This is a genomic window from Neisseria sp. HMSC061H08, from assembly GCF_001836795.1.
Classification (GTDB): domain Bacteria; phylum Pseudomonadota; class Gammaproteobacteria; order Burkholderiales; family Neisseriaceae; genus Neisseria; species Neisseria subflava_A.
In genome coordinates this window covers 1-16,460 of the sequence record NZ_KV830581.1, presented here as the reverse complement: position 1 = coordinate 16,460, position 16,460 = coordinate 1, and the positions used below count along the sequence as shown (strand labels likewise).

Annotated in this window: 19 protein-coding genes; all 19 read left to right on the top strand. The window is 44.6% G+C overall.

Features of this window, described 5'->3' with window-relative positions; translation table 11 throughout:
• Positions 1-10 precede the first annotated feature (10 nt).
• Positions 11-202, top strand: a complete 192-nt coding sequence (locus HMPREF2675_RS08295; RefSeq protein WP_128582986.1) for a hypothetical protein — start codon at positions 11-13, stop codon at positions 200-202.
• A gap of 18 nt (positions 203-220) precedes the next feature.
• Positions 221-715 (top strand): hypothetical protein, encoded by a 495-nt coding sequence (locus HMPREF2675_RS08290; protein ID WP_049323729.1) that lies wholly within the window; start codon positions 221-223, stop codon positions 713-715.
• Positions 716-908: 193 nt separating this feature from the next.
• On the top strand, positions 909-1,613 hold the full coding sequence (locus HMPREF2675_RS08285; protein ID WP_114139676.1) for a VirB8 family type IV secretion system protein: 705 nt from the start codon (positions 909-911) through the stop codon (positions 1,611-1,613).
• A gap of 27 nt (positions 1,614-1,640) precedes the next feature.
• Positions 1,641-2,474, top strand: a complete 834-nt coding sequence (virB9, locus tag HMPREF2675_RS08280) for a P-type conjugative transfer protein VirB9 (protein WP_065423771.1) — start codon at positions 1,641-1,643, stop codon at positions 2,472-2,474.
• The gene (gene virB10, locus HMPREF2675_RS08275) at positions 2,471-3,793 is read left to right on the top strand and encodes a type IV secretion system protein VirB10 (RefSeq protein WP_070814690.1); all 1,323 of its coding nucleotides are present in this window, start codon (positions 2,471-2,473) and stop codon (positions 3,791-3,793) included. The genes virB9 and virB10 overlap by 4 nt, the downstream gene beginning before the upstream one ends.
• 54 nt (positions 3,794-3,847) lie before the next feature.
• Positions 3,848-4,249: a P-loop NTPase family protein gene (locus HMPREF2675_RS11625; RefSeq protein ID WP_283127816.1), complete on the top strand. Its 402-nt coding sequence runs from the start codon at positions 3,848-3,850 to the stop codon at positions 4,247-4,249.
• A gap of 183 nt (positions 4,250-4,432) precedes the next feature.
• A complete protein-coding gene (locus HMPREF2675_RS11620) occupies positions 4,433-4,975 on the top strand; it encodes an ATPase, T2SS/T4P/T4SS family (RefSeq protein WP_283127815.1) in 543 nt (180 codons plus the stop codon).
• A 9-nt stretch (positions 4,976-4,984) separates the two neighbouring features.
• Positions 4,985-5,353 carry a single-stranded DNA-binding protein gene (gene ssb / locus HMPREF2675_RS08265; protein ID WP_049323733.1) on the top strand — a complete coding sequence of 123 codons (369 nt, stop codon included), beginning with the start codon at positions 4,985-4,987 and terminating at the stop codon, positions 5,351-5,353.
• Positions 5,354-5,423: 70 nt separating this feature from the next.
• Positions 5,424-7,436, top strand: coding sequence for a type IV secretory system conjugative DNA transfer family protein (locus HMPREF2675_RS08260; RefSeq protein ID WP_070814689.1), 2,013 nt, complete (start codon positions 5,424-5,426; stop codon positions 7,434-7,436).
• A gap of 63 nt (positions 7,437-7,499) precedes the next feature.
• Positions 7,500-10,091 (top strand): LPD7 domain-containing protein, encoded by a 2,592-nt coding sequence (locus HMPREF2675_RS08255; RefSeq protein WP_070814688.1) that lies wholly within the window; start codon positions 7,500-7,502, stop codon positions 10,089-10,091.
• 9 nt (positions 10,092-10,100) lie between these two features.
• Positions 10,101-10,307 carry a hypothetical protein gene (locus HMPREF2675_RS08250; protein ID WP_070814687.1) on the top strand — a complete coding sequence of 69 codons (207 nt, stop codon included), beginning with the start codon at positions 10,101-10,103 and terminating at the stop codon, positions 10,305-10,307.
• Positions 10,308-10,362: 55 nt separating this feature from the next.
• Positions 10,363-11,598, top strand: coding sequence for an ArdC family protein (locus HMPREF2675_RS08245; RefSeq protein ID WP_070814686.1), 1,236 nt, complete (start codon positions 10,363-10,365; stop codon positions 11,596-11,598).
• A 72-nt stretch (positions 11,599-11,670) separates the two neighbouring features.
• Positions 11,671-12,216, top strand: coding sequence for a plasmid mobilization protein (gene mobC / locus HMPREF2675_RS08240; protein ID WP_225905455.1), 546 nt, complete (start codon positions 11,671-11,673; stop codon positions 12,214-12,216).
• Between the two features lie 10 nt (positions 12,217-12,226).
• Positions 12,227-13,291 carry a relaxase/mobilization nuclease domain-containing protein gene (locus HMPREF2675_RS08235; protein WP_070814685.1) on the top strand — a complete coding sequence of 355 codons (1,065 nt, stop codon included), beginning with the start codon at positions 12,227-12,229 and terminating at the stop codon, positions 13,289-13,291.
• Between the two features lie 247 nt (positions 13,292-13,538).
• A complete protein-coding gene (locus HMPREF2675_RS11120; protein WP_083323905.1) occupies positions 13,539-13,721 on the top strand; it encodes a type II toxin-antitoxin system HicA family toxin in 183 nt (60 codons plus the stop codon).
• A gap of 135 nt (positions 13,722-13,856) precedes the next feature.
• Positions 13,857-14,255 carry a type II toxin-antitoxin system HicB family antitoxin gene (locus HMPREF2675_RS08230; protein ID WP_070814684.1) on the top strand — a complete coding sequence of 133 codons (399 nt, stop codon included), beginning with the start codon at positions 13,857-13,859 and terminating at the stop codon, positions 14,253-14,255.
• Positions 14,256-14,684: 429 nt separating this feature from the next.
• On the top strand, positions 14,685-15,359 hold the full coding sequence (locus tag HMPREF2675_RS08225; protein ID WP_070814683.1) for a Fic family protein: 675 nt from the start codon (positions 14,685-14,687) through the stop codon (positions 15,357-15,359).
• Positions 15,360-15,367: 8 nt separating this feature from the next.
• Positions 15,368-15,994 carry a recombinase family protein gene (locus HMPREF2675_RS08220; protein WP_070814682.1) on the top strand — a complete coding sequence of 209 codons (627 nt, stop codon included), beginning with the start codon at positions 15,368-15,370 and terminating at the stop codon, positions 15,992-15,994.
• Positions 15,995-15,996: 2 nt separating this feature from the next.
• The gene (locus HMPREF2675_RS08215) at positions 15,997-16,212 is read left to right on the top strand and encodes a hypothetical protein (protein ID WP_225905456.1); all 216 of its coding nucleotides are present in this window, start codon (positions 15,997-15,999) and stop codon (positions 16,210-16,212) included.
• The last annotated feature ends 248 nt before the right edge of the window (positions 16,213-16,460 follow it).

The window sequence follows — 16,460 nt, the reverse complement described above, 5'->3', positions numbered from 1 at the left end:
GAATATGATCATGACCTTCGTAACTAAAATGCTTTGGTGGATGTTGTTGCTTTCTGTGGGTACATTGATGTTTATCGGTATGTTCGGCAACTTGATGGAAAGTTCTTTGGCCAGATTAGCCGGGCTATGTATCGGTTTATCGATTTTTGGATTATTTTTTAAACTGCTTGACCGACCAGTACCGGTTCGTTTTGATGATTAATACTCTAAGGGTTTAAATATGGATTATCGCAAGATTACTAAATTTGCTGCTATAACAGCCCTGAGTTTGGGCTTGAGTGCCTGTGCTGAACTGACTGACGGCCTCAGCGCCATCAACGGTACTTTGGCGGGCATTAATTCAGGTATGGCCGGTTCGGGAGCAGGGCAAGCTAAAGACACTTTGTCTTTAGGCAGTAAATCGACAGCTCAATACGAATTAAAAAACTTGAAAATGCTTGTTGTCCAAAGAGGTGGCAGTTATAAGGGGGCGATTCCACAGGCAGATATAACCTTTACTGGTGAGGCTTTAAACAAAACCAATCGTCTGATTGTGGTTAATGTATCCGTTCCTATTTATGACAAACAGGGATATTATGTGTCGGCAGTATCAACCGACATCCACATACCTCCTAAAGAGAAAGTCAAAATTGACAACTTTCGTACAACTCTTTCTCTAACCGATGATAATCGTTTCAATATTCAAAAAACGCAATATCACGCAACAACCTATTAATCTATCTGAGAAGAACACCCCAATCGGGGTGTTTTTTTTTGGGCTTATCGATTCATAAATCAAGGAAATCCCCGTGAAAACCATCCTTCTTCTCTCCCTTTCTATCGCACTTTGTGCATGTTCCGGAAAAAAGCCTCCTCAACCTCACGGTACGCCTTTTCCGATTAATTCAACTATTCAAGCAAGAGGATAAATGATGCCTGACAATTCACAAAAAGCCAGCAATAACAAAATGGCTATTGAGTTTATTAATGCTGCAAAAGGTTTTGAAAGCGCAGAAATTGTGCGTGTTCATAAATCAGCAAAAATTGCATGGCGCATCAGTGGTGCGTGTCTCTTGATCACAGGCTTGGCAGTTGGAGCAGTAGCAGGTCTGACACCTTTAAAAGAGACACGGCCTTATGTAATCAAGGTCGATAACAACACCGGGCAAACGGAAATCGTAACGATGATGAAAAATCAGGAACAATCCTACGGCGAAGTTATGGATAAACACTGGTTGACACGTTACGTCCAACTTCGTGAAAGCTATGACTGGGTAACAATTCAGGATAACTACGATGCGGTTATGTTGATGAGTTCCCCTGAGATTCAGGCAGCATTTTCAAAAATCTATAACGACAATCCGCAAGCTCCGCATAAGGTATTAAAAAACCAATACAAGGTAGTCGCCAAAGTAAAAGCCGTGACTTTTATTGGTAGTACAGCGCAAGTCCGTTTTGAAAAACGTATGGTACCGATTTCGGGAGATTTAAATCAGGAAATTCCTGTTCAAAACATGATCGCAACTATCGGCTACGAATATGCGAACCAGCCTATGAGTGAGGAAGCCCGCCGTATCAATCCATTGGGCTTTATTGTCAAAAGTTATCGCGTCGATCCGGAAACTGCGCCATAACAGAAAGGGTTAACGATGAATGTAAAAATGAAACTGACAGCATTACTGCTGATGGGACTTTTACCTGCTGTATCCGGAGCGGTATCTGTTCCCAAAGGGTCGGCTAAAGACGGCCGCATCCAAACCGTTGTGTACAATCCCGATGATGTTATTCATGTTCATGCTCGTATTGGAGAAGCTGTTTTAATCCAACTTGAAGATGGTGAATTGCTGACTGGTGATACAAGCGGCTTGGGTATGGGTGATACAGAAGCCTGGAATTTGGCAGTTCGAGGTAACAATCTCTATATGAAGCCGGTTGCTTCCGCTCCAGCCACAAATATGTTGATTACAACTAACAAAAAACGAACATATGCCTTCGATTTGTCGCTGACCGGCAAGAAAAATGGCAAATATGTTCAAAAGCCGACTTATTTACTTCGATTTGTCTATCCTGATACTGCGGAATATAAAGCGCGTGCCGAAGCTCAGAAACAGGCTAAGGCTTTGGAAAAAATCAAAGGAACAAGGCATCGATCCAGTGTTCAGTACAATTACAACTATTGGGGTAAGGGCAATAAAGCACTAGCACCGACAGCGGCCTACGATAATGGCCGCTTTACTTATTTCAGCTTTGATAACGGTCGAGAACTGCCACTGATTTACAAAGTTATGGCTGACGGTACAGAAATGTTGCTTAACAGCCATGTGGAGGGCGATACCGTGGTAATCCATGAAACTGCAAAACATTTTGTTTTGCGCCTCGGAAAATCTGTGCTTGGTTTGGAAAATCGTAGCTTCGATGAACAAGGCACGTTTAATCGAACCGGCACCGGCAATCATGATTTTGTCCGTATTAGTAGAGAGAAGGAAGGCAGATGAAATTCTTCGACAAATTCAAACGAAAAACTAAGCCTAATACCGTAGAAAACGGTGATTTTACAAAGCCTGAAGCCCTATCCCAATCTGTTCAGAACGATAAAATCGAACCCGGCATACCACTGAATCTAAATACTGCTACACCTAATAATATGCGTAAGGTCGCTTTAGCAGGAGTAGGCATTCTTGCGGTAGGTGTCATCGTATCGGGACTGATCGGGATGACGGGTGGGGATGAAGAAGCGGAAGATTCTCAACCAAAGATTGCTTCTGCTCCTGAAGTAACAGGGAGTAAAAACTTTGCCCAGGATAAAGCGGAAATTGCTCTGATGGATCAACAAGCCGCTTCAGATCCCGCTCCGGATGAGGGTGCTTCCGAGCCTCAACCGGAAGTGGCTTCACAAGTCCAAACGGGTGCAGTTCAACCCACTGTTCAACCGGTGGAGCAAGTACCCTACGATAGCACTGTTCAAGCCACACCATCTGAAACTACGCCTTCTCAAACCCCTAAAGACCGCAAAATGAGTGGTAATGTTTTAGTTAAGTTCGATAGTAGTATCTCTGACTTGGGCAGCACTTCATCTGAAAGTAGCGCACAACTGAATACAGGTAGCTCTCCAAGTTTCTTTGGGGGTGAGGATGGAGGTGGTGCTACACAGGGAGGTGGGGGCAGTTTTGGTTCACGACTGAATGCGACTGTAACGGCTTCAGCCCAAGCACAACAACGTGGAGATTTAACATATCTGCTGGCCAAAGGAACGAATATCCCTTGCGGATTGGATACCAAGATCGTAACAACCCAGCCTGGATTTACCCGGTGTATCGTATCGAAAGATGTATATTCCGCTAATGGACAAACCCTTCTGATCGAACGTGGCAGTAAAATCATCGGTGAACAAACTTCCGCCTTGTTGCAAGGACAAGCACGAGTCTTCGTGTTATGGAATGAGCTGGAAACGCCGACTGGCGTAAAAGTGCCACTAGCGAGTCCAGGTGCAGGGGCTTTGGGTGAAAGTGGTCATGCTGCTTATGTTAAATACCATTTTTGGAAACGTTTCGGCGGTTCTATTATGATTAGCTTGATTGGTGATATTGGTGATGCTGTTGGTAATCGCCAAAATCGAACTTCGGGCAATAATAATCACATCTCGTATGAAAATACGAGCGAGGCCGCGCAACAGATGGCAACCGAAGCCTTGAAAAACAGTATCAATATTCCGCCAACCGGAACGATTAATCAGGGCTCACTGATTAACATCATGGTTGCCCGGGATGTTGATTTCAGCAAAGTATATGAGTTGGTTAATCCTTACGGATACTGATTCAGACGGCCTGCCCCTCCGGGGGCAGGTTTTTTTATGAAAGCCTAATTCCAAATGACACAAAACCCGACAACTTTTCACGGGCAGGCATCTATCCATTCAGATGCGGTTGTCCGCAACTTGATGGCCAAAACAGGTTTGGACGATTATCTCAACCGAGAAGGCGTAACCGAAGTACTGATTAACCGGGAACGCGAAGTTTTTTTGGAAACCTCGGCCGGTTTTGAGCGGATTGAAGACGACCGGCTGACACTGCCGATTTTGACTCAGCTTGCTACCGCGTTATGTACCTATAACAGCAAACACATCAGTATGGAGCAACCTATCCACTCCGTTACTCTGCCTGACGGTGAACGCGGCCACATCATGATACCGCCGTCCTGTGAAGACAAAACTATCGTCTATGCTTTCCGCAAACCGTCGCAGACACGTTTTACATTGGATGATTACATATAGACGGATCGTGTTTCCCGTTTTCAAGATGTATCTGCCTTTGGAGCTTCAGCCGACCTTAATCTTGGCGAAATGGAAATAGACAACAAATATTTTCGGGATATTTCTGACAAGATGAAGTTACCACATGACGTACAACTTGCACCTTGGCAATATGAGATGTTGGATCACAAGGCAAACCGTAATATGAACGCCTTTTTTGCTTTGGCCATTAAACACAAACTCAATATCTGTATGGTCGGTGGTACCGGCTCCGGTAAGACGACGTTCACTAAAGCCCTGTCCGATTTGGTACCGTCAGAAACCCGTATTATTACGCTGGAAGACACGCATGAGCTTGACTTGCCCATGCACCTTAATCATGCCCATCTCTTTTACAAAGGCCATATCACGGCAAAAATGTTGATTGCTGCCTGTATGCGTTTAAAACCCGACCGGGTTTTCCTGACTGAGCTGCGTGGCGACGAGGCTTGGGATTATATCTCGCTCTTAAATACAGGCCACCCGGGCGGCCTAATGTCCGTCCATGCCAATGATGCACGGAGTGTTCATTATCGTATCGCCCAATTGGCGAAAGAATCGGCAACCGGCCGGACAATGGATTACGACTATATCCTCAACTCGGTTAAATCCAGTATTGATGTTGTTGCCTATTTTGAAAAGACTCATATGACCGAACTGTATTTTGACCCGGTTGAAAAATTTTATGCCATGCGTGGCCGAGTTTAAGGAAGAAATATGCCATACCTAAACCGTATTGAAGTAATGGGTAATTTGGGAAAAGACCCAGAATTGCGTTATCTGCCCAATCAAACGCCTGTAAGCAGTATTTCACTCGCTTATACAGAAAAATGGCGTGATAAAGCCAGTAACGAGCAACGTGAACGAATCGAATGGTTTAATGTTGTGTTGTACGGCAAACAGGCAGAAACAGTTTGTCGCTACATGAAGAAAGGTGATTGTTTGTGGGTTGCAGGTAAGTTGCAATCACGCCGTTACGAACATCACGGTGTTGAGAAGACTGTGTATGAGATTATGGCTGGAGAAATACAGATTATTCATACAAAAAACCAAAACGAAACTGTGTCCGGTTTGGAATATCTGTAAGTTTTTGAGTTCAAGCTGTAATCGTATGCCCGCTTTAAGCGGGCTATATTTTTTTATGGGGCATTAGAGAATGAAAAACAAGTTAATTGGGCTTTTGGCCATGCTGGGCATTTTTGTTCCAATAAGTTTTGCTGGTGGCATGTACCTAGGTAGTATCGTAATGACGGCACGGTTGAATTTAAAAAGCGAGCCATCCGTTAGCATGTTGTACCACTATTGGAAATACTACGACCGGTTGAGACCTGGCGCTCAGACGGCCTTTGAAGTATCAGTCTTTATTGCTCTTCTGATTCCAATTGTAGTTGCCGTGATAATTTGTGCAGCAATGCTGATGAAACCAAAACGTGAACTGCATGGATCGGCGCGCTTTGCCAATCGTATGGAAATCACAAAGCATGGTCTTTTGAAAAAGAAATTTACGGGAGATGAGGAACCGGATTTACTGATTGGGAAATATGGTAACGATTATTTGCGTTGGTCAGGTAACGAATTTTTATATTTGGCTGCGCGGACCCGTTCCGGTAAAGGTGTCGGCATGGTCATTCCGAACTGCCTGCATTACCGTGACAGCATGGTCGTATTTGATCCGAAACTGGAAAACTTCCTGATTACCGGCGGCTACCGTGCAGCACATGGGCAGGAAGTATTTTTGTTTAACCCGGGCGGACGTATGCCGGAACACGAACGCAATCCGAACGCGCCTTTGGTTTCACACCGTTGGAATCCTTGTACCTATATCCGCAGAAATCCCGCCTATACCTACAAAGATGTGAAAAACATTGCTTCCATCATGTACCCAAAGCCGTCTAAAGATAACGGCAGTGCGACCTTTTTCCAGGAATCAGCACAAAACCTGTTTGCCGGTCTATTGCTCTACATGGTTGAGACGGAATCGGAGCGTGACCTATCTTTACCTGAAAACAAAACCACGTTGGCCAACCTGTTCCGTTTGACGACACCATCGGATGGTAGGACGTTGGCAGAGTGGATTAAAGATGAAATGACATTGCGCGAACAACAGCCACATACTCAGTTGAGCCAAAACTGCCGTAGTTTGTTGATGGGCTTTGCCAATGGTAACGCCAAAACAGGCGCGGACATTTTGGCGACACTGATTGCGCCTTTGGGCATTTTCATTGACCCGGTAGTCGAAGCGGCAACAAGTGGCGACGATTTTTACTTGGATGAAGTACGCAAAAAACGGATGACGGTTTATATCGGTGTTGTTCCGACTGAAACAGCCGTATTTTCCCGGCTGACGAACCTGTTTTTCAGCCAACTGATTACAGTAAACGTCGAGCAGGGTTTGCCGTCCAACAATTCCGATGTGCTGAAATACCAATGTTGCCTATTGATGGACGAATTTACCGCCTTGGGTGTAATTCCAGCCATTCAGCACGGTGTCTCGTATATCGCCGGTTACGGTCTGCGTCTTCTGCTGATTATACAAACTCCATCTCAGGTAACTAATCTATATGGACGTGATGCAACACGCACATTTTTCACCAATTTTGGGTGCCAAATTGTTTATCCACCGCGTGAACAGAATGATGCCGAGGAATACAGCAAACTTATCGGTTACGAGACTTACAAAGCCAAATCCACATCACGCTCAATAGGGAAAGGAGGAAGTCGAAGCACAAGTACCAGTGATCAACGCCGAGCAGTGATGAATCCGGACGAGTTAAAGATGATGCCGAAAAGCGACTGTATCATCAGCTTGGGTAACAGCCGTCCGATCTATGCCAAGAAAATCGTATACTACACCGACCCCGTATTCGCCAAACGGGCAAATTGGGCATTGCCGGAGATCCCAGTTTTGGATATTCATACCGACGTTAGATCACCCATCACTGTGTCTAAAGCAACATTCGTGTCTCCTGATGAGATGGACAGTTTTCATTGGAAGGATGCTTCAAACTCAGAAGAAATCGCCGGTGCAATCCTAGCCTCGATTATTCCGCCGGATAGCCCGCCGGGATATATCAATGAACTGATGCCTGTACTTTTGGAAAATTGGGGTGAAGACTCACTGCCATTTATCAAGCAGTTCATAGGTGATAACGTCCAAGCCGGAGCATAAGAGAAGCGGTCTGTGAAATGCAGACCGCCTTATTTTTTATTTTTTCTATAAGGAAGTGGAAATATGAGCGACATTGACGACATCCGCAGTGCCTTGAGTTATATCGACTCACATGATCGCGATACTTGGTGGCAGGTTGGCGCGGCCGTTAAAGACGAGCTGGGCGAAAACGGTTACGACCTTTGGGACGAATGGTCACAACGCGCTGACAACTATGACAACCGTGCCGCCAAATCAACGTGGAAAAGCCTTAAACCGGGCAGCTTCAGTATCGGAACGGTGTGGAAGCTGGCGCGGCAGAACGGTTGGCAGCCTGCCAAGCCCTACACGCCACCAAGCGTGGAAGAACAGGCGCGGCGCAAAGCGGAATTTGAGGCAAGGCGGCAGGCGGCGGAACAGGAGCGGCAGCAGACGCAACAGAGGGTGAAAGGCACGGCACAAAAGATTTGGAATAGTAGCCGCCCCGCTTCGTTGAGCCATCCCTATCTTGCTGCCAAAGGTATTACCAACCCGGATGCCATCGCCGGTCTGCGTCAAAACGAATATAAGGACAACGACAATCTGATTATCCCCGTTCTGTACGAAAATGAAATCGTCAATCTGCAATCCATCAACCAAGATGGTGGCAAACGCTTCTTGGCAGGCGGTCAGGTTCAGGGAGCATATGCCTTTATCGGTAAGTCTGAGGATGTGGAAAAAGTCGGTGTCGTCATGGCGGAAGGTTATGCTACGGCGGCAAGCATCTACGAAGCCACGGGCAAGCCCGTCATCATTGCTTTTGATGCAGGCAACATGGTTACCGTTGCCGAACGTTTGGCACAAAAACTGCCTCAAAACGTCCCTGTTGTGATTGCGGTCGATAACGATGCTTCGCAAACCGGTATCAAAAAAGCACGGCAGGCAGCCGCCTTGTTAGGCGACCGCGCCATGGCAATCCAACCAGAGTTTTCTATGACACTGATACAGCAATATCAGAAAGGCAAAGGCGTTGATGAAAAAGGGCGTCCCCCTTTACCGAGCGACTTCAACGACCTACACAAACTGGCTGGACTCGAAGCCGTTCGCCAGTCCTTTGCAGAAGGTGTCAATCTCGTCTTGAACCCCGACAACAGCCAAGAACAGGCAATCGCCGACGAATTGGAAGAATGGAGCGAAAGGGCTGAGAAAGCCAACAATAGCCGTACTGAACCTGAAAACTTGGAGAACCCCATGAATCCTGAAAACAAAGACAACATTCAGACGACCTCTTCTAATACAACCAACAGTATTGAATACGAGGGTCGAACCCAAACAGTCAATGAAACGGTTTACCGTGAGTCTGACTTTAAACATTACGAGTTGCATGATGCAACAACCGACATCATGTATCTACGCAAAACACCCGAAGAAATTCAACAAGACTTGGATAAAGAAGGTACGCTTAAATTCTATGAAGGTATAACACATGATGGACAACGCGTAACGTTTTATAAAATGGAGCAAGGATGGGAAGCACCCCTAAAAGATGAGTTTATTCAGGAAAAGAACAAAAAAGGACAGACTTCTACCCGCTCCGAATCGGAATTTACCGCCCCAAAGTGCGATAGGCCGTCTGAAACTGAACCAAACGCCCGCAAGGTCGTTTTAGACTTGCAATATCGTATCCCTGACAACATCAAAACGCGTTACCACAGCGTAGGCGGCAAATTCTATTCCGTTTCAGACCACAAAACAGTGCTGTTTGAAGATCAAGGCAAGCAGTTAAAAACAGCCCTTTCTGATCCGCAAACAGTCAAGGATATGTTGGAAGTTGTCAAAGCCAAAGGTTGGGACAGCATCAAGTTGTCGGGCAGTAAAGATTTCCGTCAGGCAATGTTTATTGAAGCCGCCGCCCAGGGTATCCGTACCAGTGGCTATAATCCGACTGCCGCTGATTTGCAGCGAGTGGAAGCGTTGCGGGAACGTTACGCGCAAAACGGCATTACACCGGAGATGGTGCGTGAGCCGGAGATGGTGCGTGAGCAGGAAAGACGACACCCGGAAGTAGAGAAGGAACAGCCAAGACAAGAGCCTCATAAACGAACAGAACAGAGTAACTCTCAAAGCGAAACGGGGAAGCCTACACAGGAGCAGGAACAGCTTAAACCCGAGGGTGAACGTGAAGAGCGCATTCATACCCAGCCTGATGCTGCCATGCTGTCTGCCGCTGATCGACTGAAAGCGCAAAGCACACTGCCTTCCGACAGAACAATCAATGCTTCTCCTCGAGCTGATACCGATATTGACGTACCGGTTCATTCCATTGGTCGGGAAGAAGTTCCCGCCGAAGTCGTGCATCAGACTGATGATATGAAGGCGGCTGCGTTGAATACAGGCTTTGTTGCGGCGAAAGATCATTATATGCAAAAAGCACAAAAGTTGAGTAAGCCCAATCAAAAGAAACTGGCAATGTATGAACGCGGTGTGATGGATTCAATACGCGGGCTGGAAGGTGATGTACGCACAAAAGCCTTGAGAAACTACTACGAGCATACCGCCCAAAATATGCACGGAACGAAGCTGAAATTGCCCGATCCGATTCAGATTCCAAGTCCGACACAAGAGCAACAGCAGACGGCAAAAGGCCGGGAACAATACAGTCCTGAAAGAGGGCAGGATCCGGAAATTACAAGATAAGGAGGAAAGATGGAAGAGTATGCCGATATTTTGCAGGAAGATTGGAATACCCTACTCACTTCTGAAGAGCAAGAGGTATTTTTCAATCTAAGTCATGAAGAACAGGAGGCTTATCTGACCGCCTGCCAGTCTTATGAAGCCATGAAAGCTTATTTGGATAACCCGGAGTCTCCACCGGAGGCCAAACGGCTTTTAGATTTAAGTATTTGGAAATAAACAGTAAGCCCTGCCGGAAATGGCAGGGCTTTTTTCTGTTTGGAGGAGAAAAAGAATGACTGAGCGCAAAAAAAGCCATCAAGAAGAATATGCAGAAAAAATCGCCAAAGAACTGATCGAGCGACTTAAGCAGGGTACAGCTCCATTTCAATTGCCCTGGCAGCCTGATATGGGTAGAGATTTTCCTTTCAACCCCGTATCAGGTACTGAATATAGCGGTATGAACCGTCTAAATTTGATGATTCAAGGTTACAGTGATCCGCGCTGGATGACTTACAAACAGGCTCAGAGTGTGAACGCACAAGTCCGAAAAGGGGAGCGTGGAACTGGGTTAGTAAGGCTGATTACCCATACCGAGAAGATCCAAAAAGATGAAAAAGGAAAAATTATTCGAGACGAAAATGGAGAACCCGTTAAAGAAAGAATCCAGTTGGAGAACCCTTATTTCAAAAGTTTTACCGTTTTTAATGCCGAACAGATAGATGGTTTACCGGCATGGGAAAAGGCACCGCCTGTATGGATTGACCACGACCGTGCAGAAAAACTTCTCAAGGCTTCGGGCGCGGTTATCCATCATCGAGGCAATGATGCGTATTACAACCGAACCCGGGATTTTATAGTACTGCCCCCTAAAGAACGTTTTTTTGGGCAGGGAGAATATTACGCTGTTGCTCTGCATGAACTTGGGCATTGGACAGGGCATGCCGACCGGCTTAATCGAGATATGGGCGGTCGCTTCGGTGATTCATCTTATGCCCGGGAAGAACTTCGTGCCGAAATTTCTTCGATGATGATGAGTCGTGAGCTGGGATTACCGCATAATCCTGACAGACACGCCGGATATGTTGGCGATTGGGTAAAGGTATTGACGGAAGAACCTATGGAAATTCTGAAAGCCTCTCAAGACGCGGCAAAAATCAAAGAATTTATTTTTTCTTTTGAAAAGCAGATAGAAATAGATCGGGAGCAGAATCAATCCATTGACCAGGCTACAAATACAACAAGGCCGTCTGAAAATGAGAAATTTGTAGAACCAGGCAATCAGACTTTGGAAAAACGCGTACAGGCGGCAAAAGAACGTTACGAAGACAGATTTTCGGAAATTAGTGCCAATGATCAGAAAAAATATCGCCACTTAGAAGAAGGCATAGAAAAGTTAATTAAAGGCTTACCGGAGCATACACAGGCGCAAGTACGTTTTCATTTTTACCAAAGTCAGTATGAGCATATGAGCGTCAAAAACGAACTTGAACAATCCCCCGCACAACAGGAAATGTTTTATGGGAGATAGCTGCATAAAGAACATTTGAAAACCCGACAGGTTTGTACCTGTCGGGTTTTTCTTTTTATAAAGGATGGATGAGTGAATAAAACTACCGACAATGACAAACGTCAAGTCCTCCGTGTCTTTGGATTAGACGAATCCGAACTGGAAGCATTGCGTAAGTTGGCTGAAAAAGAATACGGTAAAGCAAGTGTTTCCTTGTTGGCCAAAAAACTTTTGAAAGCCAGGTTGGAGGTACCGGAAGAACCTGCCCTGGTCAGTCTTCCTCCACCGAAAGGCAGTAAACGTATTACCGTTCGCCTGCCGGAAAAAGACCGGGCTTACCTTGAAGCAGCCGCTGAACAGCATAAATGCAGTGTCAACGATATTGTGCGCGATATAGTCCAATCACATGTTCGTAAACATCCCATGCTCTCAACGACCGAAGTCGAAATCTTGCATCAATCTAATTATCAGCTTGTCAGTATCGGTCGCAATCTGAACCAAATTGCCCGACAGCTCAATATGGGCGAAGGTGTTTCGCTTACATCCGAACAGATAAATGCCCTATCACAATTCATCAGGCAACATACCCAAAGGGTAAGTGACGTATTACGAACCAACCGCAAACGCCTGTCCGAATAGGAGTAAAGCTATGTCCCTGTACCGTAAAATAGACGATTGGTTTTTGGGTTTCAAAACCCGCTCCGTCCGTGCAAAAGATTCCAGCATCCCCATCTCAAAATCCAATCACCGGGCAAAATCCAGAGTACCTCTCAAATCAGGTAGCGGATTGGCCAACCTGACGGCGGCGGCTAAAAAACACCCCGAAGTCATGGTTAAAATCCCTAAAAGGCTAAGTCGAAACTCCAATGGTATGCAGGGCATACGCAACCATTTGGACTACATTTCACGCAACGGTAAAATTACTGTCGAAAATCACTCCGGTGAAAAATTAAACGGTAAAAAAGCCGTCAAATCGCAACTAGAAGATTGGCAGAAACTCAATATCCCCGAAAGAGGCAAACACCGGGAAGCACTCAATATCGTTCTATCCATGCCTGCCGGAACACCTCCGCAGGCAGTATTGAATGCTGCCCGAAATTTTGCCGCCGAACAGTTTGCCGACCATCAATATCTCTTCGCTTTACACCACGAATTCGAAAAAGAAGGCGAACCCGAGCATCCCCATGTACATTTGTGTGTATTGATGAGGGATACCTACGGGCAGCGGCTTAATCCGCGTAAAAATGATCTTTTTGAATGGCGCGTCCGTTTTGCTGAAAAACTCCGGGAGGAAGGTGTAGAGTGTGCGGCTACTAAACGGCAACACCGGGGAAAAATCCTCAAAGCTGAAAATGGCATAGTGCGAGCCATGAAAGAACGTGGTGCAACCCCTCGTATCGAAAAGCAACGGCTGGAAGAATTAAACCAAGCAATAAAAAACTTGGAACGTCCGACACATCCCTACATTCAGAAGGTCATGCAGACACGCGGTTACATATTGGCCGAATACGGTCTTATAGCCAAAGAACTGTATAAGATGGGACACAAAAATGAAGCCAGGCTTATCAGTAGATTGGCTAAGGATATGATTGGACAACCTCTAAGCACTAAAGCTCAACGGGAATACGATCAAAAAGTCAGCCCGCAAGTACAACAAGAACCGCATATCTCCAAACAAACAGGTATAGAACAAGATAACGAACCTACTCGTTAAACAAGCAATGCAAAAGCCCGGCGGCCGTACAGATATCTGTACGGCCGCCGGGCTTTTGCGTTTAGATTGCTAGACGATAGAATTATCTAATAATTAATCGTAGTGTGTATCTGTACACAAAAAAACTTTACAAATGCCCTATTTCTTGTGTATTATTACACACAATCAGGCGTGTGTTGATTGCATCGTTATCAGGCATGATTGGTGGCTGGTTCAATTTTTAATTTAATGTAGTAAGGAACAAAACATGACAAGTTGTCAAGTCATTGAGTTGCTTCTATCCCATGGATGGTATTTTGTTCGGCAGCGAGGAAGCCATAGGCAATATAAGCATCCCGCAATATCCGGCAGGGTTACTGTTCCTCATCCTGAAAAGGATCTGCCAATAAAGACTGTTAGTAGTATCTTTAAGCAAGCGGGATTGAAGTAGCAGATTGCAGCGGATATTTTCCGCTGCAATCTATAATTTTATTCTTTACTACTTTAACTTACCGGATAATCTCACGTATCCGGAATTATTCTAACTAAATTACATTGTATAAAACTTATTTTAAAGGCTTCAGTTATGTTTATCCCAGTAGCTATCCATAAAGATGAAGGGTCAGTATTTGGTGTATCCGTACCTGACGTACCCGGATGCTTCTCATATGGTAATACTTTTGAAGAAGCATTAATCAATACTCAAGAGGCATTGCAATTTCATATTGAAGGGCTATTAGAAGATGGTAACTTTGAATCCTTAAATCCCAGTAAAATTGAAGATTTGCGCACTTCTGAAGACTATACAGATGCTTTATGGGCCTTGGTTGATATTGACTTGAACAAAATCAGTCTGAAACAAGTTCGTTTCAATGTAAGTTGGCCTGAATATTTACTTCAACGAGTTGATGCATATGTTGAAGCTCATCATGAAACACGTTCAGGTTTTCTGGCTAAAGCAGTTCAGATGGTATTAAACAGATAAATGATATTAGGGTTTTCTTTTTTTAGAAAAGAGTTTTTAAAACCCCTTTAATAGTCTAAAGACATGGTTGTAAATTTTTCAAATAAAGCAAGTTTGAGAAATTTGAGACTTGCTGATACTTTATTTAGCATAGGTTCTTTAATATAAGCATTTTACATAAGTTATATCTATACTAACGAACCTATTAGTTAAACTAGTAAAACAAAAGCCTGGCTGCCGTGCAGATGTCTGTACGGTAGCCAGGCTTTTGTTTTTATATTTTGTCAGGCTGTGTAAATCAGTTTGCCTACTAGACAAATAGAATAGATAATTTGGTTATGGATAATTTAAGTCCTGATTATTTTAAATTAGCCAAACTCAAAAGCATTTATTTCATAGATAATTAGAGCATACCCAAATTAACCACCTTTGTTCGTATAAGGAGCAACAGTGTTTCCAGATAAATATAATCTCAGCCTGAAAGAAAATATCTTTTTGGCCAAAAAGGTATTGGTTGCCCAAATCCACAATCTAAGCCGGTTTGAAAACTGTCAGACAACTTTGTTGCAGACAGAACAGATTATCAATGGGCAAAATGTTGCTTCGGCATCATTGGGTGATATTCAGACTATCTTAAATCTGAAACGTGCTTACCAATATGTAATGCGCCATATTTCAGACGGCCTTCCCGTTGATATACCACTACTAAAAAAAATCAACAGTATTGTTGCCCAGGAAGACTCATTGGCTCCCGGAGATTTCCGTACTGGTACAGTCGGCGTTACCCTGGTTGATGGGTCTCGACACACACCGCCCGCAATGTCGGAAGTTGACGTACAGAACCTGTTGGGACAAATTGAAAACAGAAGTAATTCAACCACTGAAACGGCTATCCGCTCCATGTTGGCCTTTATGCGTCAGCAAATCTTTTGGGACGGTAACAAACGAACGGCCACGCTGTTTGCCAATGCAATGTTGATCGAAAAAGGCTGTGGTATTTTGGAAATTTCTGAACTGCAAATGCCCGAGTTCAACACAAAACTTTCAGATTTCTACAGTTCCGGAGATAATACTGACGTTGCTACTTATTTATACCAAAATTGTATTTTTGGTATCGACTATTGAGGCTGAACATGAAAGCAGCAAGAATCTACCAACGTGTCAGCACTGAAGAACAAAATCTTGAGCGGCAAAACGCCTTAATTGAGAAAGCTAAGGCAGAAGGTTACTACATTGCGGGGGTTTATAAGGAAAAGGCTTCGGGCGTTCGTGCCGACCGACCTGTATTGAATAAATTGATTGCCGATTTGCAAGAAGGCGACGTGATTATCGCCGAGCATATTGACCGTATCACTCGTCTGCCACTGGCTGAAGCAGAAAAGCTGGTAAACCGTATCCGTGAAAAAGGAGCATTTCTCTCTATTCCCGGCATTATCGACCTGAGTCAAATACAGACTGACTCCGATATTGCCAAAATCGTCTTAGATAGCATACAAACCATGCTGCTTAAAATTGCCCTACAAATGGCTAGAGATGACTACGAACAACGTAAGAAACGCCAAGCAGCCGGAATTGCTGAAGCAAAAAAACAAGGGCGATTCAAAGGTCGTCAGGCAGATACTCAAAAACATAAATTGATTATCAGCCTGCGCTCACATCATACCCTTCAAGAAACAGCCAAGTTGGCCGGGTGTAGCGTATCCCTAGTGAAACTGGTAATGCGACAACATAAACAATCCCTAATTTCAGAAAAGGAATAAAAATGGCTACTTTAATGCAGAAAGACGCTTTGATTGAACGTGTAGCTTCAGTTTTGGCCATGATTGCGCGAAAAACACCACGAAGCGAAGGCCGTACACCTGAACAAAGTCGTTTGGTCGCCTTACGCCGGGAACTGTATGCTTCAGAACCTGAAGATATTGATTTTGACAAAGTAGTGAGTGAGTGCAATCAGATTTATCAAAAGTATTCTGTCTAGTCAGATAAGGAAGGTAGTTATCTATTAGCTGAACAGTACTGCTTTAATATTGTAAATAGGGGAGTGGTCTCGGAAGTAACAGGTTCATTGACGATTCATGTACTGCAAGCTCGGTTGCTAATTTATTACCTGAGACCTTTGCAAAATTCCTCTTCCCCCAACAGCCGAAACCTAAATAAAGATTTTCGGCTGTTTTTGTTTCAAATATCCACTGATTCTACCCAAATACCCCCTTAATCCTCCCCGGA